Raw genomic sequence first — 19,077 nt, 5'->3', positions numbered from 1 at the left:
ACACAGGGAGCTTCGGATCCATGGCTTACCAAGACACGCAGATGACACGGCAGCAGACCCAGGCTGTCGGTACCAGCAAGGTCCTGCGCAATACCTATGGCCTGCTGGCGATGACCCTGCTGTTCTCCGCCGCGACGGCCGGTGCCGCCATGGCCATGGGCATCGAGCGGATGAACATCCTGGTGTTCTTCATCGGTGCCTACGGCCTGATGTTCCTGGTGCACAAGACCGCCAACTCGGCGATCGGCCTGCTGTCCACCTTCGCCTTCACCGGCTTCATGGGCTTCACCCTGGGGCCGATCCTCAGCGCCTACCTCACCCTGCCCAATGGTGCCCAGCTGATCATGACCGCGCTGGGCATGACCGGGGTGACCTTCGTCGGCCTCTCGGCCGTGGCGCTGATCACGCGCAAGGACTTCAGCTTCCTGGCGAACTTCCTGATGGCCGGTGCCATCGTGCTGATCATCGCCATGGTAGCGGGCATCTTCCTGCAGATCCCCGCGTTGTCGCTGATGGTCTCGGCCGGTTTCGTGCTGTTCGCCTCGGCCGCCATCCTCTACCAGACCAGCGAGATCGTTCATCGGGGCGGCGAGACCAACTACATCCTCGCCACCATTACCCTCTACGTCTCGATCTACAACCTGTTCGTCAGCCTGCTCTCCATCCTGGGGATCATGAGTCAGGACTGACGGCCACCGCCGCATCACGGATTCCTGGCCCCGCCTTCCGGCGGGGCCAGGCTGTTTCAGGAGGACCCCATGCGCTATGCCATCCTGCTGATGGGTACCCCTTACAGTGACCAGGCGAGCCACTCCGCCCTGCGCTTCGCCCGTGCCCTGGTGTCGCGAGGGCACCGGCTCGAGGCAGTGTTCTTCTACCATGATGGGGTGCACAATGCCGCCCGACTGGCCGCGCCCCCTCAGGATGAACCGCACCTGGTGGATGCCTGGGCGGCGCTGGCCAACGAGCATCAGGTAGCGTTGCAGGTCTGCATCGCCGCCGCGTTGCGCCGTGGCCTGCTGGACGAACGGGAAGCGGCCCGACATGGCAAGGACGGCATCAGCGTGGAGGCCCCCTTCGAGCTGACCGGGCTGGGCCAACTGATCGATCTCGGCACCCGCTGCGACCGCCTGGTCACCTTCGGCCCTTGAGCGCGTTCGACGGAGTCGCAATGCAAGAACACCATGACGACTGTGATCTGCTGGTCATCCTGCGACACGGTCCCCACGGCAGCAGTTGGCTGAGGGAGGGTCTTGATGCCGCCCTGGTCGCCGCCGCCTTCGGGCGCCGCGTCTCCCTGCTGTTCATGGGGGAGGGAGTGACGGCCCTGATGCAGGGTCAGCAGGTGGGCCCCCTGGGGCAGAAGGGCACGGCCGCGACGCTGGAGATGCTGGAGATGTATGATATCGATACCCTGCTGGTGGACGAGCAGGGGCTGTCCTGCCTCGGCCTCTCGAGCGACGAGTTGATGCTCGAGGTAGAGTGCTTGTCGCCCTCGGCACTGGCGCGTGTCCTCTCCGGGCATCGCCTGGTGCTGACCTTCTAGCCAGACGCAAGGAGTGCGCCAATGCTGTTGCATGTCGTGAACCGCTCCCCGGCGACCAGCCGGGTCTATCAGCAGGCCCTGGCTGGCATGGCGCCGGAGGATCGTCTGCTGTTGATCGAGGATGGCGTCCAGGGGGCGCTCCCCCAACTGGTGCGTTATTACGCTGGGCTGGAGGGGCGTCTGTTTGCCCTGAAGGAGGATCTGGAGTCCCGGGGGTTGCTCGGGCACTGCGACGCCAGCGTGCAGGTGGTCGACGTGGACGGCTTCGTGGACCTGACCGAGGAAGCCGAACGGACGGTGAGCTGGTACTGATGGCAACCACAGAAATATACCGTTATCTATCTGTTGATGAAAAAGGATACGCTCTCGATCCGGAAGGCTATCTCGTCGACATGGACGACTGGTCTCCGGAGGTCGCCGAGGCCCTGGCCCGCGAGGAGGGCATCGTGCTGACGGCAGAGCACTGGGAAATCCTCAAGGTGCTGCGCGACTTCTATGTCCGCTACGAGATGGCGCCCGCCATGCGTCCTCTGGTCAAGGCAGTGGGGCAGGCGCTGGGGCCGGCGAAGGGACGTTCCATCCACCTGATGCGCCTCTTCCCGGGCAGTCCGGCCAAGGTGGCCGCCCGTCTCGCCGGCTTGCCCAAGCCCACCCATTGCCTGTGAGCCGCCGACCGTGAACTTCCTTGCACATGGCTGGCTCGCCCGGGGCGGCACCGATGACTTCCTCTATGGCAACCTGATCGCCGACGGGGTCAAGGGCGCGGACCTCTCGGCCTGGAGCGCCGAGCAGGCCGCCGGCATTCGCCACCATCGACGGGTGGATGCCTTCGTCGATGGCCATCCGGTGGTCTCGGCTGTGCTTGAGCGATCGCCCCGCAGGCAGCGCCGCTATGCCGGCATCGCCCTGGACCTGGTCTGGGACCACTTCGCGGCACGGTCGCTCAAGAGCGACGAGCGGCGCTGGCTGGTCCATCGCTGCTATCGGGTGCTGGCGACGCGGCCCGCCCCGGCACGGCTGGCGGCGATGATGCCGGTCCTGGTGGAGCAGGACTGGCTCAACCGTTATGCCGATTTCGCCTTCACATGCTGTGCCATCGAGGGGATCGGTCGACGCCTTTCGGGGCCCAACCGGCTGGCCGAACTGGTGCCCTGGCTGGAGGAAGACTACGAACGACTCGCCCGGGACTTCGCGACGCTCTGGCCCGCGGTCAACGATGCCCTGGAGGTTGCCCCGCAAGATGGGCCGGTCAGTCGACCCTGAGCCACAGGCAGTCGACCGGATCACCTTGCTCGACCCGGCTCTCGGCCGGAATCACCGCCAGCGCATCGGCGCTGATGCAGGAGGACAGCACACCGGAGTTCTGGTCCCGGAAGGCCCGGGCCACGATTCCGTCTCTCCCGAACTCGAGTCCTACGCGCATGTAATGGCGTCGCGGGCCGGTTCGCGTGGAGAACTCCGCCCGTGCCGGGAGGCAAGGCAGGTGTGCGAGTGCCGGGCACCCCTGCAGGGCACCCAGCAGGGGACGCAGGAACAGCCAGGCCCCGACGAAGCAGGAGACGGGATTGCCGGGCAGACCGACGAAGCGAACCTCTCGACCTTCCCGCCCCGGCAGGCGGCCCAGGGCAAGGGGCTTGCCGGGGCGGATCGCCAGTCGCCACAGGTCCAGCTGGCCCAGTGAGGCCAGGGCAGCCTTGACGTGATCCTCCTCGCCGACACTGACGCCCCCGGTGCTGATCACCAGGTCGGCCTCCAGGGCGGCGGCGCGCAACGTCTCGCGGGTTCCCACGGGGTCATCGGGAATCGAGGCGACCCGCGTCAGTTCCGCGCCGAAGCGTTCGAGAAGCCGCCTGAGCATCGCCCGGTTGGAGTTGTAGATCTGTCCCGCGGCAAGGGGTTGTCCCGGGTCGACGATCTCGTCGCCGGTGGAGAGCAGCGCGACTCTCGGCCGTCGGCGAACCACCACGTCGGTGATGCCCTGGCCGGCCAGATGGCCCAGCGCCGCGGCCTCCAGCCGCTCGCCGGCAGGCAGCAGGAGATCGCCTGACGCGACATCACGACCGCGGCGGCGAACATTGTCGCCTGCCGGGATATCGGGCGGTATCGCGGCCAGATCGGCCTCCACCTCGACGCGTTCCTGCATCACCACGCAGTCGGCTCCCGGAGGGATCTCGCCCCCGGTGAAGATGCGTGCGCAGGTGCCGGGCGCCAGGGGCGTGGCCGGCGAGCCCGCCGCGATACGCTGGGAGACGGCCAGTCGCTTGCCGGCATCCCGGTGGTGGAGGGCATAGCCGTCCATCGCGCTGTTGTCGAAGGCCGGCACGTCCAGCCGGGCCTCGATGGCCTCGGCAAGAACGCGGCCCGCCGCCTCGTCACAGGGAAGGGGTTCCGGTGGTGTCATGGCCACGTCACGAAGCAGCGCCGCCAGTGCCGCCTCGACCGATTGCAGCTCAGCCATGCAGGCCTCGCTCTAGGATCACGGGATTAGCCTGAACGTGTAGAGAGTGGCATGGCGTGTGTCGTCTGCGAATGGTCTCAAACATGTTGGCCTCGCTCGGGGATCACGGGATTGGCCTGAACTTGTAGAGAGTGGCATGGCGTGTGTCGGTTGCGAATGGTCTCAAACATGTTGGCCTCGCTCGGGGATGACGAGATTCGCCTGAACGTGTAGAGAGTGACATGGCTTGTGACGTTTGGTGATCCTTTCAGACATGCTGGCCTCGTTCGGGGATGACGAGATTCGCGAAGTTACATGGCTTGTGTCGGCTGTCGAGCTGCTCGGCCAGGATGCCTTCCCAGGCGGTGCGGCATGCACCGGTGGAACCCGGCAGGCAGAACACCACGGTGGCGTTGGCCAGTCCGCCGAGACAGCGGCTCTGTACGGTGGAACTGCCGATCTCCTGCCAGGAAAGGTGTCGGAACAGCTCCCCGAATCCTTCGATCTGCTTGTCGAGCAGTACCGAGACCGCCTCGGGCGTGGAGTCCCGGCCCGTGAAGCCGGTGCCGCCGGTGGTCAGGATCACCTGAGTCTCAGGATCGGCGATCCAGCCGGCCACCACGGCACGGATGCGGTAGACATCGTCGGGCACGATGCGTTTCTCGTGCAGGACGTGGCCGGCAGCGGTGAGGCGCTCGACCAGGGCCTGGCCGCTGCGGTCGGTCTCGTCGTTGCGGGTATCGGAGATGGTCAATACCGCGATGGAGAGGGGAATCATCGGCTCGCTCATCCTTGCTGCTGCTCTTGCTTGGCGGCCTGGCGCGCCTCGAAGGCGGCCATCTGCTCGGGGGTGGCGTCCTGCTGGTATCTGGCCTTCCACTCCGCATAGGGCATGCCGTAGACGTAGTCCCGGGCGCTGTCGTAGTCGAGCTCGGTGCCGCGCTCGTCGGCGGCGGCCACCAGCCACTTGGAGAGACAGTTGCGGCAGAAGTCGGCAAGGATCATGAGGTCGATGTTCTGCACCTCCTTGTGCTCGTCCAGGTGGCGGAGCAGGCGGCGAAAGGCGGCCGCCTCGAGTTCGGTGCGGGTGGCGTCGTCGAGATGCTGCATGGCGGGCTCCTCCGGGGGGCGTGTCGTCTGTCGCACCAGCTTAACAAAAGACACCGCCCGTCGGCGGTGTCAATGGACGGGTCCCTGCCAACGCTCAGCCGGAGCGGGGGGCCGGCTCGTCGCCCTGCGGGTGTGCCCGGCCGGCCGTCAGCTGCTCCTCGGGAATGGCCTGGTCCTTGACCTCCTCGTACCAGAGGTTGTGATGCTCCTTGGCCCAGGTCTCGTCCACGTAGCCGGTGGCCATGCCCTCGAAGGAGCCCTCGGTGCCGAGCGTGCCGATGTAGATGTGGCCAAAGGCTACCGCCGTCAGGCCGAAGGCGCCCACGGCATGGATGATGTTGGCCCACTGCATGGTGTCGCGGGCCTGCCCGTAGTTGGGAAAGTCCAGCACGAGGCCGCTGACGATCACCGCGATGCCGGCGGTGGCGAGCAGCCAATACCACACCTTCTCGCCGGCGTTGGCGAAGCCCGCATCCGGATGCTCCTTGCCGACCAGGCCGCCTCCTTTGGCGAACCAGTCCAGGTCATGCTTGCGGGGAATGTTGTGGGCCAGCAGGCGCAGCAGCAGGATCACCAGCAGGATGCCGAACAGGGGGCCCAGGTAGTTGTGGATCAGCTTGGTCCCGGACATCATCGCCGCCCAGAAGCCATCGCCGAAGATCGGTCGGAAGACGGCCTTGCCATAGGCCAGGTTGAGCCCGGTGAGGGCGAGCAGGATGAACAGGCTCGCCACCGTCCAGTGCAGGGACCTGACCACCAGCGACCAGCGCAAGAGCTTGCGCCCCGTTCGCGGCTCGTCGAGCTTCTTGCGGCCGACCACCAGGTAGAAGAGGGCGATCACCACGATCATGCCCACCACCGCGATCACTCCGAAGGGAGAGACCCAGCGCTCACGGAGCTGACGCCAGGTCTCGCCGCTGGCGTTGATCAGGTTGTAGTCGGAATCGAAGCGACTGTCCCGATAGTTGGGTCCGGTCTCGCCGCTCTTGATCTGCCGCCAGGCATCGGCGTCCAGGGCCGGGACCGCCGTGGCTGCCTCCCGATCGGGGTCGGCCTGGGCAAGGGCGACCTGCGCAAGCCCCAGGCTGGCCACGAGGGCCAGCACCAGCAGGGGCAGTCGCCACAGCGCCTGCCAGGGAGTGGATTTACTCATGACATGACCTCCTTACCCCTGCTGGGTGGCGTCGTAGGCCAGGGAATCGGCGTCGGCCCTGGGGTTGCCCGACCAGCCGCCATCCTTGTGTCCCCGCTGGACGACCCGCTGGCGGAAGATATCGGCGACCTCCTGGGCATCGCCGGCCAGCAGTGCCTTGGTCGAGCACATCTCGGCACACAGTGGGAGCTTGCCCTCGGCGATCCGGTTGGCCCCGTACTTCTGGTATTCCTCCTCCTTGGTCTCCGCCGGCCCGCCGGCGCAGAAGGTGCACTTGTCCATCTTGCCCCGTTCGCCGAAGGCATTCTGCTTCGGGAACTGCGGGGCGCCGAAGGGACAGGCGTAGAGGCAGTAGCCGCAGCCGATGCACAGGTCCTTGTCGTGCAGCACGATGCCGTCATCGCGCTGAAACAAGGTCTCGGTGGGGCAGACGGCGATGCAGGGCGCATCGTCGCAGTGCATGCAGGCGACCGAGATGGAGACCTCGCTGGGCTCGCCATCGTTGAGGGTGACCACGCGACGGCGCTGGACTCCCCATTCCACCTCGTTGGCGTTCTTGCAGGCGGTGACGCAGCCGTTGCACTCGATGCAGCGCTCCGCGTCGCACATGAACTTCATAGTGGCCATGGTGTTCTCCTCAGCTTGCCTTCTCGATGCGACACAGGGTGCACTTGGTTTCCTGCATCTGGGTCACCGAGTCATAGCCGTAGGTGGTGGCGGTGTTGGCCGCCTCGCCGAGCACATAGGGTGCCGAGCCTTCCGGATAGCGGTTGTGCAGGCTCTCGCCCTGGAACATGCCGCCAAAGTGGAAGGGCATGAACACCACCTCTCGCGCGACCCGCGGGGTGACCAGCGCCTTGACCCTGACACGGCCGCCCTCGGCACCCTCGACCCACACCATGTCGCCCTCGGCGATGGCGAGGTCGTTGGCAAGTGCCGGGTTGATCTCGACGAACATCTCCTGCTGCAGTTCGGCGAGCCAGGACATGGAGCGGGTCTCTTCGCCGCCGCCCTCGTACTCCACCAGGCGTCCGGAGGTGAGGATGATCGGGTAGTCCCCGGTGACGTCCTTCTCCTGGATGGTCTTGTAGAGGGTGGGCAGGCGGTAGTGGGAGGCCACGTCGTCCCAGGTCGGGTAGTCGGCCACCAGGTCGCGGCGACTGGTATAGAGCGGCTCGCGGTGCTTGGGGATGGGGTCGGGGAAGGTCCAGACGTTGCAGCGCGCCTTGGCGTTGCCGAAGGGGGCGCACTCGTGGGCGATCGCCACGCGCTGGATGCCGCCGGATAGGTCGGTCTTCCAGTTCTTGCCCTCCGCCTCGGCCTTCTCCTCCTCGGTCAGGTCATCCCACCAGCCGAGGTCCTTGAGCATGGCATCGGTGAACTCGGGGTAGCCATCCTCGAGCTCGGAGCCTTCGCTGAATGAACCGTCGGCGAGGATGTTCTCGCCGTCACGTTCGATGCCGAAGCGGGCACGGAAGGTCAGCCCGCCTTCGGACACCTTCTTGCTGGTGTCGTAGAGGATCGGCGTGCCGGGGTGACCCATCTCGGCGGTGCCCCAGCAGGGCCAGGGCAGGCCGTAGTAGTCGCCGTCGGCGGGGCCGCCCTCGGCGCGCAAATCGCGGAAGCTGAAGGTGTGCCAGTTCTGCTGGTGGGCCTTGAGTCGCTCCGGGCTCTGGCCGGTATAGCCCACGGTCCACATGCCGGCGTTGAACTCCCGGGTGATGTCCTCGACGAGCGGTTCGTCGCCATTCATCTCGAAGTTCTTGACCAGCTCGTCACCGAAGCCCAGCTTCCTGGCCAGCAGATACATGATCTCGTGGTCGGGCTTGGATTCGAACAGCGGCTCGATCACCTTGTCACGCCACTGGATGGAGCGGTTGGTGGCGGTGACGCTGCCGTAGGTCTCGAACTGGGTAGCCGCCGGCAGCAGGTAGACGCCGTCCTGGCGGTCATGCATGACCCCCGCCACGGTGGGGTAGGGGTCGACGATGACCATCATCTCGAGCTGCTGCATGGCCTTCTGCATCTCGGGACCGCGGGTCTGGGAGTTGACCGCGTGTCCCCAGTAGAACATCGCCTTGAGCCGGGTCCGCTGGGAGATGTCCTCTTCCTGCTCGAGCACGCCGTCGATCCAGCGCGAGACGGTGATGCCGCTGGAATTCATCGGCTGGCCGTCGGCGTACTCGGCCTGGTCGAAGCGTCCCTTCAGCCATTCGTAGTCCAGGTCCCAGACGCGGGCCCAGTGCTTCCAGGCGCCCTCGGCCAGGCCGTAGTAGCCGGGCAGGGAGTGGGACATCAGGCCCAGGTCGGTGGCGCCCTGGACGTTGTCATGGCCACGGAAGATGTTCGCCCCGCCGCCTGACTTGCCGATATTGCCCAGTGCCAGCTCGAGGATGCAGTAGGCACGGGTATTGTTGTTGCCGGTGGTGTGCTGGGTGCCGCCCATGCACCACACCACGCAACCCGGACGGTTCTCGGCCAGGCGCCGGGCGGTGTCAAGCATCGCCTCCTCGGAGACGCCGGTGATGTTCTCGACCACATCGGGCGGGAACTGGGCCACCTCGTCGCGCACCTCGTCCATGGCGTAGACGCGCTGGTCGATGTACTCCTGGTCCTCCCAGCCGTTCTCGAAGATGTGCCACAGCAGGCCCCAGATGAAGGCCACGTCGGACCCGGGGCGAATCCGCACGTAGCTGTCGGCCTTGGCCGCGGTGCGGGTGAAGCGTGGATCGACGACGATGATCTGCGCCTGGCTGCGCTCCTTGGCCAGCAGGATGTGCTGCATGGCCACCGGGTGCGCCTCGGTGGGGTTCGAGCCGATGAACATGATCGACTTGCTGTTCTGGATGTCGTTGAGCGAGTTGGTCATCGCCCCGTAGCCCCAGGTGTTGGCCACCCCGGCCACGGTGGTGGAGTGGCAGATGCGTGCCTGGTGGTCGGTGTTGTTGGTCCCGGCCAGGGCCGCGAACTTGCGCATCAGGTAGGCCTGTTCATTGCTGAACTTGGCCGAGCCCAGCCAGTAGATGCTGTCCGGGCCATTCGCCTCGGTCAGCTCCAGCACCTTGCTGCCGATCTCCTCGATGGCATCTTCCCAGCTCAGCCGCTGCCACTCGCCGCCCACCAGCTTCATGGGGTACTTGAGGCGCCGGCTCGAGTGCCCGTGCTGACGCAGCGAGGCGCCCTTGGCACAGTGGGCGCCGCGGTTGATCGGATGGTCGAAGGCGGGTTCCTGCCTGGTCCAGACGCCCTCCTGGACCTCGGCGTAGACGCCGCAGCCCACCGAGCAGTGGGAGCAGACGGTCCGCCTGGTCTCCACCGGGGCATCGGACCAGGCGGTCTTCTCGTCCGCCTCGGTGCGCTGCATCATGGGGGCCCCCATGAAGCCCGCGGCGGCCAGCCCGCCGGTGGTGGCCCCGCTGCGCTTGAGGAACTGGCGGCGGGAAATGCCCAGCCCGCCGGCCCTCGGGGTATCGGATCTAGGTGTCAGACGCATGGCATCGCTCTCCTGGCTCGGGGCCGTCAGTCACGCAGGGTGGCGTAGAAGGCACGGATGTGGGGGGTTTCCCGGTACTCGCGGGAGGGCTCGGCCTCCTTCGCCGCCGGCTTGGCGTCGGCCTGGGCCAGGGTGACGTGGCCGACCGCTGCTGCGGCTCCGGCGGCGGCGGTGCCGATGCCTAGCGTCTTGAGGAAGCGCCGGCGCTGCGGGTTGCGTGTGGTGGGCATGGGGATGTCTCCTCTACTCATGCTGTCTGCGGCCCTTGCCGGGCCCTGTTATGGTTGTGGCATCACGGTCCGGTGTGAGGCGTCAGGGTTCGACGATCCTGACGGGATCCTCTAGCGACTCGGCCTCGAGTCGCCGGGACTCCTCTTCGATGAAGGCCTGGCCGAGCTGGCCCAGGTGCGCATGGAAGGGGGTGTCGACCCGGCCGAGATCCGCCAGGCAGTGCGACGCCCAGGGGGCGAGGTGCGTCATGAAGAAGCGCGCCTCGGCCGCGGATCGGGCCTCGATCAGCATGGCCATCACCTCGCACAGGGCGGCCAGGTGGTCCTCCGGGTCACGACTGTGCTCGGCACGCTGGAAGCCCAGTGCCTTGAGATCGCGGCGCAGGGCGACGAGCGCCGCGTCCATCAGCTCGCCGTTGCGGTACCAGGAGGCGTAGGGCGTGATGTCGCCCTGCACCACCCCGATCAGGTGGCGGAAGTGGGCCCGCGCGAGGTCATCGGCCGTGCTCGCGCCCGCGGCGGCGACCAGCGATGCCCAGCGCTCGGCGAGCAGGGTGCCGTCCTGCTCGACCTCCAGCCCGGCCAGCCATTCGAGCAGCGAGGCATCGGGCGCCTCGCGCAGCAGCCGGGCCAGCAGCCGGTAGACATCGGCCCGCAGGGCGTCGCGCTCGTTCAACTCGTTCATGGCGTCATACCTTCAGCTGCGATTCGGGGTCGCGGGCCATGGCCTGCCAGACATCCTTGACCCGGCAGTCCTCGCACATCTCCAGGCGCGCCAGGGCATCGCCGGCGAAGTAGGGGTGGTCGGCGAGCTTGGCCTTGAGGGTCGCGACGGTGCTCGCGGTGGCGAAGGGCTTGCCGCAGCGAATGCACGGGAAGGCGGCCTCCTCGTGCTGGACCCGGCGTTCGCGTCGCCCGGCGTCGGCCAGGAAGCCGGGCACCAGGGTGATGGCATCCTCCGGACAGGCTTCGGCGCAGAGCCCGCACTGGATGCAGTCCGCCTCGCGGAAGCTAAGCAGGGGGCGGTCGTCGCCGGCGGCCAGTGCCGGAGTGGGGCAGTTGGACACGCAGGAGAGGCACAGGGTGCAGGCCTCGCCGTTGACCGCCAGGCCGCCATAGGCGGCGCCGGCCGGCATCGCGTGGCGATGGCCATCGGGATGGCCGAGACGCTCCAGGTGGGCCAGCACGCTATCGAGGCGATCGCGCTTGTTGTGCTCAGTGAACACGAGGGGTTCGCCTTCCAGCGGCGCCTCGCCCGGCAGGGCGTCTCGGGCGGCCTCGTCACCGGCCATCAGGCGGACCACCCGTGACGGCGAGTGGCCGAGGGCGTGGAGCAGGGCATGTGTCTGGGCGAGCTGGTCGTCGATGAAGGCCGTGAGGCGCTCGGGCATTCCAGCTCGGCACTGGATGCGCACCTCGGCGGCACCGCCGGCCAGGGCGGTCAGCCACTGGTCGTGACCGGCGGCCCCCAGCTCCTCGAGGGGAATATCGAGGACATGGCCCGCGGCGGCGTCTTCCCCTGCCAGGTCGCCGGCCTCGGCGAAGCGCACCACCGGTGCCGCGCCGCCGGCTTCGCGGTAGGCAGCGAGCCAGGCCAGCAGCGTCTCCTGCTGGCGGGCGGTCTCCGGGAGACGGAACTGGATCGCCCCGGTAGGGCAGGCGCTGCTGCAGCTGCCGACGCCATGACAGCGGAAGGGGTCGATCTCGATCCAGGCATCGATACGGCCCTGGTGACTGTGGACGGCATCGGCCGGGCAGACTTCCAGGCAGCGGGTGCAGCCCGTGTTACCGCTGGCGGAATGGGCGCAGAGGGCATTGTCGATCTGGAAGTAGCGCGGCTTGTCGAACTCGCCGACCAGACCGGCAAGCGCCTCCAGTTGGTCGTCGCGCTGCGGGGCATGCCAGGAGAGGGCGACATAGCCGGGCGGGGGCAGTTCGAGGGCGAGCACCGGGGTCTCGCCCAGGTCGAGGACGAGGTCGAAATGCTCGCGGTCGGCCAGTGCCCGAGCCAGGTCGAGCGTACCGTCCTCGCCGGCCAGGCGGACCGAGAAGTGTCCCAGGTAGCCATCGATGCCGAGCGCACGGGTCTGGGCCCGGGATAGCCGCTGGCTGGTCATGCCGGCGGTGTCGGCCAGCAGCGACTCGTCTTCCTCGTGCGTCTCGCCGTCGGCCATCGGCTCGGTGAAGAGCAGGGTCGGAAGAGGAAGGCCCCGGTCGTGCAGGGCACGGGCGGCTCGCCGGACGTCGCGCTCGTTGCCGAGCACCAGGGCATGCCCCTCGCTGTGGTAGCCGACGCTGGCCGGGGTGAGATTGACCGGCCAGGAGACACGCTGGCGTGCCGCCTCCCGCGCCTGCCGGTTGCGGTCGTCATCCACCGGCATGATATCGATTCGCTGGTTCATGCAGTCTCACGGTCGGGTTGCGTAGGTTGAACTTGTTTTTGTTGTTAAGTGCTAATTTATCAGTGTTGGTCGAATCGGTGCCGCCTGCATACGCTCCCTTGGTCTAAGGTGCGCCGCTCGGGCGACCGGCCTCTTTCGTCAGATTCTCGCGAACCTCGTCCTCGTCCTGCTCTCGTGAGGCCATGGCCGTATCGTCATCGGCATTCACCTGTCCGGTGGCTGCCGACTCGGTGTCGGGGGGTGACGCTTCGCTGACTTCCGAGGCATGCTCTTGCGGGGCCTCGTCCTCGTCCAGCTGCCGCCGGGTCCAGTTGCGCAACCGCTCGGCCACCTCGCCGGCCAGGGGCTGGAGCTTCTCCCGGTAGTCATGGTCGTAGTCATCGAGGCCGTCACGGATGCCGTAATGGTCCGCGGCAAAGAGGCGCCGCAGGGCGCGCTTGCGCAGGCCGCTGCTGACCCCGGAGGCGAGATAGGCCTTGATGTCGCTGCCGGGGGGGAGGGCCTCCGGGTCGGGCAGGGTGTGATCAAGGCTGCCGGGGGCAGGCGAACCGGACGGAGCGGTATCTCGTTCGGTATGATCGGATTCCAGCGGCTCGCGGTCTGGCGCATCGTCCTCCCGTGCCTCGGCCCCCCTCGGTGGCAGTGGAGTCTCCGATGACGCTAGCTCGCCTCGCTTCAGGCGGGACCATCTCTCGAACCGGCTCATGCCTCGATCTCCCGGGCACGCCCGGCACCCTTGCGCCTCTTCTTGCGCCCCTCCGCAGGGGCCTCGCCATGATGGGCGAGGTAGGCCTCGATCCAGGCCTGTATCGCCAGCGGCATGTCGGCTTCCAGCACCCGATGCTCGCCATCGAGCCAGCCGGCGGCCACATCCTGGCTGGCGGAAATGGCCGTGGGGGTGGGTCTGGCACCGGCCTCACCGGCCTGCACGAACAGGCGAGGGGTGGCGCTGGTCAAGTTGAAACGGTAGGCGGCCCGCTCTGTCATGTAGAGTTGCAGGTTCAGGGTAAAAGGCCCGGCGTGTCCGGGTGAGAGGTCGATGATCCCCCAGCGGGTCGTGGTGAAGCCCTTGATGGTGAGCGACTCGCCTGCGACATCGAAACTGAGGGAGCGAGAGCTGCTGATTGAGGACATGGGATGTATTGCTCCAGCCTTGTCTCTAGGTAGTAAAGACAGTAGGCAGAGACAATGCCATCATCGTCAATCAACGTTCTGTCGAGGAGCCGTGGATGCACGACATCAGCCTGAGCCGGGCACGCCTGCCTGCCACCCTGGAGATCGAGGTGCTCGACGAGTTCGGCGAGGCCAAGCAGCAGGCCATCGCCGCGGAACGGGCCCTGACCATCTACCTGAACAAGCGGGAGATCGTTACCCTGATGACCCTGGGCGCCGACCCCGAGGCCCTGGTGGTCGGCTACCTGCGCAACCAGGGGCTGCTGGCCGACCGGCGGGACCTCCAGGTGGTGCACGTGGACTGGGAGGTGGAGGCGGCCGCGGTGGTCACCCGCCACCTGCCGGAGGACCTTGAGGAGCGGCTGGGCCAGCGCACCGTGACCACCGGCTGCGGCCAGGGGACGGTCTTCGGCCGGCTGCTCGAGGCGACCTCGCTGCGCCCGTTGCCAGCCACCGTGCTGCGCCAGTCGGTGCTCTACCAGCTGCTCGACAACCTCGGTGCCTACAACGAGACCTACCGCAGTGCCGGTGCCGTGCACGGCTGCGCGCTGTGCCGGCAGGAGGCGGTGCTGGACTTCGTCGAGGACGTGGGGCGGCACAATGCCGTGGACACCCTGGCCGGCCGCCAGTGGCTGCTGGCATCGGAGAGTGCCGATGCCGACATCTTCTACACCACCGGCCGGCTGACCTCGGAGATGGTGCTCAAGGTGGCGCAGATGGGAATCGGGGTGCTGGTGTCGCGGTCGGGCGTGACCCAGAAGGGGGTGGAGCTGGCCGAGCGCTTCGGCGTGCTGCTGATCGCCCGCGCCAAGGGGCGCCACTTCCAGGCGATCCATGGCAAGGGCCGGCTCGAGCTCGATGCCGTCCCCGCCCGGCGCCCCGGGGATCGGGTACGGGCCTGAGCCTCAGGCGCTGCCCTCGCCCCGCGTGCAGACCGACAGCACCACGGCATCGGCGTCGCTCACGGAGACCAGGGCATGGCCCATGGCGCTGTCGAAGTAGATGCTGTCGCCGCTGACCAGCGCCAGCGGCTCGTAGTACTCGGTGTAGAGCAGGATCTCGCCGTCGAGCACCATCAGGAACTCCTCGCCGTCGTGGCGCACCCATTCACTGAACTCGTCGAATGCGCGAGCCCGAACGATGGTCTTGAAGGGAATCATGCGCTTCTGCGCGAGCTCGCAGCTGAGCAGCTCGTGCTCGTAGGTCGGGGTGGGGTGGCGCTGACCCTCGCCCCGGCGAGTAAGGTCGCGTCGTCCCATGGTGCGGGGCTGGACCCTGGGTGGCGAGAGCAACTGGGGCAAGTCGATGCCCAGGCCATTGATCAGCTTCTGCACCGCCGTGAAAGTGGGAGAAATCTGATCGTTCTCGATCTTGGAGAGGGTGGAGCGAGCCAGGCCGGTACGCTGGCTGACGTCCTCCAGGGTCCAGTGGTGCGCCAGGCGGATCTCCTTGAGGCGCTCGCCGAGGCGCAGCGGTTCGACGAAGGGCTTGCGGCCGGCGGCGATGCGCAGGGCGGCGTCCTGATCGGTGGTGGCGGTCATGCGCTGTTCACTATCGGAAACGAGGTTTCCCCAAGCCTACCACAGTCGCTGCTTGCGGCCCCACGCCCGCGACCCCGTCATGCCAGAGGGCGACGGCGATCGACGGGAAAGCAAGGACGAAGGTGAGTTTCCCGGCTGTTTCCCGGGACAGGGAAACAGCCGGGTCAATCGCCGAAAGGCAGCCCGAGCAGGGCCTTGAGGTGCGCCTCCGCACAACGGCCCAGGGAGTCCAGGTCATAGCCGCCTTCCAGTACCGATACCAGCCGGCCATCCGAGTAGAGTGCAGCGATCTCCAGCGCCATGTGGGTGATCCAGTGATAGTCCTCGTCCTCCAGGCAGAGCTCCGCCATGGGGTCCTCACGGTGAGCATCGAACCCCGTCGAGAGCAGCACGATCTCCGGCTTGAAGGCATGCAGGGCAGGGAGCCAGTCGTCCTCGATCGCCTGGCGGAAGGCGGCGCTGTCGGTTCCGGCGGGCAACGGCGTGTTGACCACGTTCTGCCACTCGCTGCGCAGGTAGCGCCAGGGGTAGAACGGGAACTGGAAGCTGGTGCAGACCAGCACCTCGGGGTCACCCTTGAAGATGTCGATGGTGCCGTTGCACTGGTGTACGTCGAAATCGAGGATGGCGATCCTGCGAGCCCCGTACTTGGCCCTGGCATGGGCCGCACCCACCGCCACGTTGTTATAGAAGCAGAAGCCCATGGCATCGGTGGCCTCGGCATGGTGTCCCGGGGGGCGCACCGCGCAGAAGACATTGTCGGCCTGGTGGCGAAACACCTGGTCGACGCCTCGCACCACCGCCCCTGCGGCCACCCTTGCCGCCTTGAGGCTGTCCGGGTTCATCATGGTGTCACTGTCGAGCGTGACGATGCCATGTTCCGGCACACACTTGTCCAGGGCCCGCAGGTGGCGAAGGGGGTGTACCCGGGCGAGCTGTTCCTCGGTCGCTTCCCGGGCTTCGGACTGCATGGTCTGCTGCAGCACGCCAGACAGCATCAGCCTCGCCCGAATGGCATCGAGCCGCAGCGGGCTCTCGGGATGTTCGGGGCCCATATGGTGCAAGTGGCAGTCGGGGTGAGTAATGTAGGCGGTAATCATGCACTGGCTCCGAAGTGACTGAGGTCACCTTAATCGTGACGCCCGCTTGCAGGACAGTGTCAATAAGTCTTACACAATGAAGGGCCACCTACCTTCAGGGAGGATTCCGCTTGAGTACCCGCTTCCTGCGACACTTCTTTGAGCCCGCGTCCATCGCGGTAATCGGGGCATCCGAGAAGCCCCACTCCATGGGCGGGCTGGTGATTCGAAACCTCCGGGAAGGCGGCTTTGCCGGCAGCATCTGGGCAGTCAATCCCAAGGGCTACGACGCGGTCTTCTCGATGCCCTGTGTCAGTCGGGTATCGCAGCTGCCCGAGGTGCCGGACCTGGCGGTGATCTGCTCACCGGTGGAGACGGTACCGGGCCTGATCGAAAGGCTCGGGCGCTTCGGCGTCAAGGCGGCGCTGGTGCTGTCGGGCGGTGCCCATCTCGACGATGAGCATGGCGACAAGGGCTCGATTCGCAGTCGCATGCTCGGCGCCGCCAGGAAATCGGGCATCCGTGTTCTCGGGCCCGAATGCATGGGGCTGATCGTCCCGGGACGCAAGCTCAACGCCTCCTATGCCAGCCAGCCTGTGAAGGCCGGTCGCGTGGCCTATCTCGGCCAGTCGGGCATGCTCGGTAATGCCATGATCGACTGGGCCGCCGGCCGCGGCATCGGCTTCTCACACCTGCTCACGGTGGGGGATAGCGTCGACGTCCTGCTGCCCGATCTGATGGACTACATCAACCAGTTCTCGCCTGCCCAGGCGATCCTGCTCCACCTCGAGCGCATCATGGATTCTCAGCACTTCATGACCGCGCTGCGCGATGCCTCGCGCAATCGCCTGGTGCTGGCCATCAAGAGCGGCCGGACCGCGGAGTCCGACATTTCTGGCCTGCCACCGACGCCAGGTGTCGCGAATCGTGACCAGATCTTCGATGCGGCCTTCGCGCGGGCGGGGGTCGTGAGAGTCGATGATTCCGACGAACTGTTCGATGCCCTGGAGACGCTCTCGCGCATGAAACCCCTCAAAGGGGATCGCCTGGCCATCGTGTCCAATGGCCTGGGGCCGGCGATGCTGGCCATCGACAAGCTGATCAACGCCGGGGGCAAGCTGGCACGCTTCAGCGAGGAGACCCGAGAGGCCCTGCGCCGCGGCTCCTTCGATATGAGCAAGCCCGGCGAGAACCCGGTGGATCTGGGCGGCAATGCCACCCCGGAGCGACTCGTCGAGGCCCTGGAGATCGTGGCGGCCGATCCCGGGGCGGATGCCGTGCTGGTCGTCCATGCCCCGACCCGCCAGGCCCCCTCGAAGGCCACCGCCCAGGCAATCATCGCCGCACGCAAGCGCTTCCGTCGCAACCTGCTGACCAGCTGGATGGGGCTGGAGGAGGCACTGTCGGCGCGCCACGAGTGCAATCTGGCCGGCATTCCCACCTACATCTCCCCGGAGAAGGCGGTGAAGGCCTTCATGCACATGGTCGACTATCAGCGGGTGCAGGCGCTGCTCCAGGAGATTCCCCCGAGCCTGCCCTTCGCCACCACCCCCGAGATCCGGCGGCGCTGCCGGTCGCTGATCGAGGAGGCCCGCGACGAGGGGCGCGAGTGCCTGTCGCACTCCGAGACCTCCCGGGTGCTGGAAGCCTACGGGCTCCCGGTGGCGACGAGCCGCTATCCGCAGACTCCCGATGAGGCCGCCGAGGCAGCCACCGCCTTCGAGGGCCCCATGGCCCTCAAGGTGGTCCACGAGGGCAACTGCCGCCCCTTCCGCTATCGCCAGCACCCGCACAAGATCTCCGCCGGCCTGGTCCAGGACCTGGCGAGTCCTGAGCAGGTCGCCGAGGCCGTGGGTCGCCTGCACGACAAGGTGAAGGAGAAGTTTCCGGACTTCGCGATCCGCGAGTACTGCCTGCAGGCCATGCAGCGCGGCAAGCACTCGATGCAGCTGTGCGCCGGCATCACCCGGGATCCGATCTTCGGCCCAGTGATCGTGTTCGGCATCGGCGGCTACAAGGTCAATATCCTGGCTGACCGCCAGGTGGCGCTGCCCCCGCTCAACATGAGCCTGGCCGCGGACGTGGTGGGGCGCACCCATGCGGCCCGACTGATCCGCGAACACTCCAGCCATCCCGAGCGTGACCTGGAGCGGCTCTGCGAGCTGCTGGTCAAGCTGTCACAGATGGCCAGCGACCTGCCTCAGCTGCGCGGCCTGGAGCTCAACCCGCTGCTGCTCAACCGCGATGGCGTGGTGGCGGTGGACTTCGCCATGGACCTCGGCCCCCCCGCGCGCTTCGCGATCATGCCCTATCCCGAGGAGCTGCGGGAGTGGGTGACGCTCAAGAACGGCTGGCAGGTCGAGGTTCGCCCGATCCGGGCTGAGGATGCGCCGCTGATCACCCGTTTCCACGAGCAGCTCTCCGAGGAGAGCATTCGCTTTCGCTATTTCCACAACAAGGCCGACCTGACCCAGCGCGACCTGTCGAATCTCTCGCACATCAATTACGACCGGCAGATGGCCTTCATCGCCGAGCACCTTCGCGATGACGGCAGCAAGGAGATGCTCGGGGTGGTCCGCGTATGGAACGACCCGGACAATATCCGCACCGAGTTCTCTGTCATCATCCGCGACGACCTTCAAGGGCTGGGCATCGGTAGCCTGCTGATGAAGAAGATGATCAGCTATTGCAGGAGCGTGGGCACCCTGGAGATGATCGGCAAGATCATGGTCGACAACCACCCGATGCGGGCGCTGATGAAGCACCTGGGTTTCAAGCAGCGCTACAACATGGAGGAGCAGGTGGTGGATGCAGTACTGCGGCTCAACGAGCCGGAAAGCGACTGGCAGAGGCACCGCCTCGAGAGCCTGCCGGACTGAGCCGGGCGCCGGGAAGGACGACGGTCCCCGCCGA

The 19,077-nt window shown here is 66.9% G+C and carries 21 protein-coding genes; 8 read left to right on the top strand and 13 right to left on the bottom strand.

Translation table 11 applies throughout. The features are described 5' to 3' along the window. Nucleotides 1-20: 20 nt before the first annotated feature. From QLQ86_RS07310 to QLQ86_RS07285, 6 genes are all read left to right on the top strand, one after another. Nucleotides 21-689, top strand: coding sequence for a Bax inhibitor-1/YccA family protein (locus QLQ86_RS07310; protein ID WP_133634050.1), 669 nt, complete (start codon nucleotides 21-23; stop codon nucleotides 687-689). Between the two features lie 69 nt (nucleotides 690-758). Beyond that, on the top strand, nucleotides 759-1,151 hold the full coding sequence (tusD, locus tag QLQ86_RS07305; protein WP_282735907.1) for a sulfurtransferase complex subunit TusD: 393 nt from the start codon (nucleotides 759-761) through the stop codon (nucleotides 1,149-1,151). A 20-nt stretch (nucleotides 1,152-1,171) separates the two neighbouring features. Next, the gene (tusC, locus tag QLQ86_RS07300) at nucleotides 1,172-1,546 is read left to right on the top strand and encodes a sulfurtransferase complex subunit TusC (protein ID WP_282816391.1); all 375 of its coding nucleotides are present in this window, start codon (nucleotides 1,172-1,174) and stop codon (nucleotides 1,544-1,546) included. Between the two features lie 21 nt (nucleotides 1,547-1,567). Further along, a complete protein-coding gene (gene tusB, locus QLQ86_RS07295; protein ID WP_282816390.1) occupies nucleotides 1,568-1,858 on the top strand; it encodes a sulfurtransferase complex subunit TusB in 291 nt (96 codons plus the stop codon). Continuing rightward, a complete protein-coding gene (locus QLQ86_RS07290) occupies nucleotides 1,858-2,211 on the top strand; it encodes a TusE/DsrC/DsvC family sulfur relay protein (RefSeq protein ID WP_282816389.1) in 354 nt (117 codons plus the stop codon). Before tusB ends, QLQ86_RS07290 begins: the two co-directional genes overlap by 1 nt. Before the next feature lie 10 nt (nucleotides 2,212-2,221). After that, complete coding sequence (locus QLQ86_RS07285; protein WP_282816388.1) at nucleotides 2,222-2,809, top strand: acyl carrier protein phosphodiesterase; 588 nt, start codon at nucleotides 2,222-2,224, stop codon at nucleotides 2,807-2,809. Here the strand turns inward: QLQ86_RS07285 and QLQ86_RS07280 are convergent. From QLQ86_RS07280 to QLQ86_RS07230, 11 genes are all read right to left on the bottom strand, one after another. Next, nucleotides 2,796-4,004, bottom strand: a complete 1,209-nt coding sequence (locus tag QLQ86_RS07280; protein ID WP_282816387.1) for a molybdopterin molybdotransferase MoeA — start codon at nucleotides 4,002-4,004, stop codon at nucleotides 2,796-2,798. The two genes, QLQ86_RS07285 and QLQ86_RS07280, sit on opposite strands and share 14 nt — an antisense overlap. A 247-nt stretch (nucleotides 4,005-4,251) precedes the next feature. Continuing rightward, the gene (moaB, locus tag QLQ86_RS07275; protein ID WP_282816386.1) at nucleotides 4,252-4,773 is read right to left on the bottom strand and encodes a molybdenum cofactor biosynthesis protein B; all 522 of its coding nucleotides are present in this window, start codon (nucleotides 4,771-4,773) and stop codon (nucleotides 4,252-4,254) included. Then, entirely contained in the window at nucleotides 4,770-5,093 is a 324-nt protein-coding gene (locus tag QLQ86_RS07270; RefSeq protein ID WP_282735914.1) for a DUF1244 domain-containing protein, read from the bottom strand. Before QLQ86_RS07270 ends, moaB begins: the two co-directional genes overlap by 4 nt. A gap of 94 nt (nucleotides 5,094-5,187) precedes the next feature. After that, nucleotides 5,188-6,246 carry a formate dehydrogenase subunit gamma gene (locus tag QLQ86_RS07265; protein WP_282816385.1) on the bottom strand — a complete coding sequence of 353 codons (1,059 nt, stop codon included), beginning with the start codon at nucleotides 6,244-6,246 and terminating at the stop codon, nucleotides 5,188-5,190. A 12-nt stretch (nucleotides 6,247-6,258) separates the two neighbouring features. Beyond that, nucleotides 6,259-6,873, bottom strand: coding sequence for a formate dehydrogenase FDH3 subunit beta (fdh3B, locus tag QLQ86_RS07260; RefSeq protein WP_106231288.1), 615 nt, complete (start codon nucleotides 6,871-6,873; stop codon nucleotides 6,259-6,261). Between the two features lie 10 nt (nucleotides 6,874-6,883). Continuing rightward, complete coding sequence (locus tag QLQ86_RS07255; protein WP_282816384.1) at nucleotides 6,884-9,739, bottom strand: molybdopterin-dependent oxidoreductase; 2,856 nt, start codon at nucleotides 9,737-9,739, stop codon at nucleotides 6,884-6,886. 26 nt (nucleotides 9,740-9,765) lie between these two features. Continuing rightward, nucleotides 9,766-9,969 (bottom strand): twin-arginine translocation signal domain-containing protein, encoded by a 204-nt coding sequence (locus QLQ86_RS07250; RefSeq protein WP_282735917.1) that lies wholly within the window; start codon nucleotides 9,967-9,969, stop codon nucleotides 9,766-9,768. 82 nt (nucleotides 9,970-10,051) lie between these two features. After that, nucleotides 10,052-10,654 (bottom strand): TorD/DmsD family molecular chaperone, encoded by a 603-nt coding sequence (locus tag QLQ86_RS07245; RefSeq protein ID WP_282816383.1) that lies wholly within the window; start codon nucleotides 10,652-10,654, stop codon nucleotides 10,052-10,054. Nucleotides 10,655-10,658: 4 nt separating this feature from the next. Beyond that, nucleotides 10,659-12,371: a 4Fe-4S binding protein gene (locus QLQ86_RS07240; RefSeq protein WP_282816382.1), complete on the bottom strand. Its 1,713-nt coding sequence runs from the start codon at nucleotides 12,369-12,371 to the stop codon at nucleotides 10,659-10,661. Between the two features lie 103 nt (nucleotides 12,372-12,474). Next, complete coding sequence (locus QLQ86_RS07235) at nucleotides 12,475-13,077, bottom strand: DUF3306 domain-containing protein (protein WP_282735920.1); 603 nt, start codon at nucleotides 13,075-13,077, stop codon at nucleotides 12,475-12,477. After that, nucleotides 13,074-13,505 carry a DUF3305 domain-containing protein gene (locus QLQ86_RS07230; protein WP_282816381.1) on the bottom strand — a complete coding sequence of 144 codons (432 nt, stop codon included), beginning with the start codon at nucleotides 13,503-13,505 and terminating at the stop codon, nucleotides 13,074-13,076. The genes QLQ86_RS07235 and QLQ86_RS07230 overlap by 4 nt, the downstream gene beginning before the upstream one ends. A 95-nt stretch (nucleotides 13,506-13,600) precedes the next feature. Here QLQ86_RS07230 and QLQ86_RS07225 point away from each other — a divergent pair, with 95 nt between their 5' ends. Beyond that, complete coding sequence (locus QLQ86_RS07225) at nucleotides 13,601-14,446, top strand: formate dehydrogenase accessory sulfurtransferase FdhD (protein ID WP_282816380.1); 846 nt, start codon at nucleotides 13,601-13,603, stop codon at nucleotides 14,444-14,446. Nucleotides 14,447-14,449: 3 nt separating this feature from the next. Here QLQ86_RS07225 and QLQ86_RS07220 read toward each other — a convergent pair whose 3' ends face one another. Next, a complete protein-coding gene (locus QLQ86_RS07220; RefSeq protein ID WP_282735923.1) occupies nucleotides 14,450-15,085 on the bottom strand; it encodes a helix-turn-helix domain-containing protein in 636 nt (211 codons plus the stop codon). A 164-nt stretch (nucleotides 15,086-15,249) separates the two neighbouring features. Then, nucleotides 15,250-16,185 carry a histone deacetylase family protein gene (locus QLQ86_RS07215; protein ID WP_282735924.1) on the bottom strand — a complete coding sequence of 312 codons (936 nt, stop codon included), beginning with the start codon at nucleotides 16,183-16,185 and terminating at the stop codon, nucleotides 15,250-15,252. 110 nt (nucleotides 16,186-16,295) lie between these two features. Here QLQ86_RS07215 and QLQ86_RS07210 point away from each other — a divergent pair, with 110 nt between their 5' ends. Next, nucleotides 16,296-19,043 carry a bifunctional acetate--CoA ligase family protein/GNAT family N-acetyltransferase gene (locus QLQ86_RS07210; RefSeq protein WP_282816379.1) on the top strand — a complete coding sequence of 916 codons (2,748 nt, stop codon included), beginning with the start codon at nucleotides 16,296-16,298 and terminating at the stop codon, nucleotides 19,041-19,043. The last annotated feature ends 34 nt before the right edge of the window (nucleotides 19,044-19,077 follow it).

It is taken from the genome of Halomonas rhizosphaerae, assembly GCF_030012485.1.
In the GTDB taxonomy this organism is placed as follows: Bacteria; Pseudomonadota; Gammaproteobacteria; order Pseudomonadales; family Halomonadaceae; genus Halomonas; species Halomonas rhizosphaerae.
Note: the sequence above shows the minus strand (reverse complement) of the source record. Positions and strands in the feature narration are given on the sequence as shown.

Coding starts and splice junctions, on each gene's coding strand:
- QLQ86_RS07225 (WP_282816380.1), top strand. CDS start 13,601: ATGCACGACATCAGCCTGAGCCGGGCACGCCTGCCTGCCACCCTGGAG.
- moaB (WP_282816386.1), bottom strand. CDS start 4,773: ATGAGCGAGCCGATGATTCCCCTCTCCATCGCGGTATTGACCATCTCC.
- tusD (WP_282735907.1), top strand. CDS start 759: ATGCGCTATGCCATCCTGCTGATGGGTACCCCTTACAGTGACCAGGCG.
- QLQ86_RS07215 (WP_282735924.1), bottom strand. CDS start 16,185: ATGATTACCGCCTACATTACTCACCCCGACTGCCACTTGCACCATATG.
- fdh3B (WP_106231288.1), bottom strand. CDS start 6,873: ATGGCCACTATGAAGTTCATGTGCGACGCGGAGCGCTGCATCGAGTGC.
- QLQ86_RS07230 (WP_282816381.1), bottom strand. CDS start 13,505: ATGTCCTCAATCAGCAGCTCTCGCTCCCTCAGTTTCGATGTCGCAGGC.
- QLQ86_RS07290 (WP_282816389.1), top strand. CDS start 1,858: ATGGCAACCACAGAAATATACCGTTATCTATCTGTTGATGAAAAAGGA.
- QLQ86_RS07255 (WP_282816384.1), bottom strand. CDS start 9,739: ATGCGTCTGACACCTAGATCCGATACCCCGAGGGCCGGCGGGCTGGGC.
- QLQ86_RS07265 (WP_282816385.1), bottom strand. CDS start 6,246: ATGAGTAAATCCACTCCCTGGCAGGCGCTGTGGCGACTGCCCCTGCTG.
- QLQ86_RS07270 (WP_282735914.1), bottom strand. CDS start 5,093: ATGCAGCATCTCGACGACGCCACCCGCACCGAACTCGAGGCGGCCGCC.
- QLQ86_RS07235 (WP_282735920.1), bottom strand. CDS start 13,077: ATGAGCCGGTTCGAGAGATGGTCCCGCCTGAAGCGAGGCGAGCTAGCG.
- QLQ86_RS07220 (WP_282735923.1), bottom strand. CDS start 15,085: ATGACCGCCACCACCGATCAGGACGCCGCCCTGCGCATCGCCGCCGGC.
- QLQ86_RS07245 (WP_282816383.1), bottom strand. CDS start 10,654: ATGAACGAGTTGAACGAGCGCGACGCCCTGCGGGCCGATGTCTACCGG.
- QLQ86_RS07280 (WP_282816387.1), bottom strand. CDS start 4,004: ATGGCTGAGCTGCAATCGGTCGAGGCGGCACTGGCGGCGCTGCTTCGT.
- tusB (WP_282816390.1), top strand. CDS start 1,568: ATGCTGTTGCATGTCGTGAACCGCTCCCCGGCGACCAGCCGGGTCTAT.
- QLQ86_RS07240 (WP_282816382.1), bottom strand. CDS start 12,371: ATGAACCAGCGAATCGATATCATGCCGGTGGATGACGACCGCAACCGG.
- QLQ86_RS07310 (WP_133634050.1), top strand. CDS start 21: ATGGCTTACCAAGACACGCAGATGACACGGCAGCAGACCCAGGCTGTC.
- tusC (WP_282816391.1), top strand. CDS start 1,172: ATGCAAGAACACCATGACGACTGTGATCTGCTGGTCATCCTGCGACAC.
- QLQ86_RS07250 (WP_282735917.1), bottom strand. CDS start 9,969: ATGCCCACCACACGCAACCCGCAGCGCCGGCGCTTCCTCAAGACGCTA.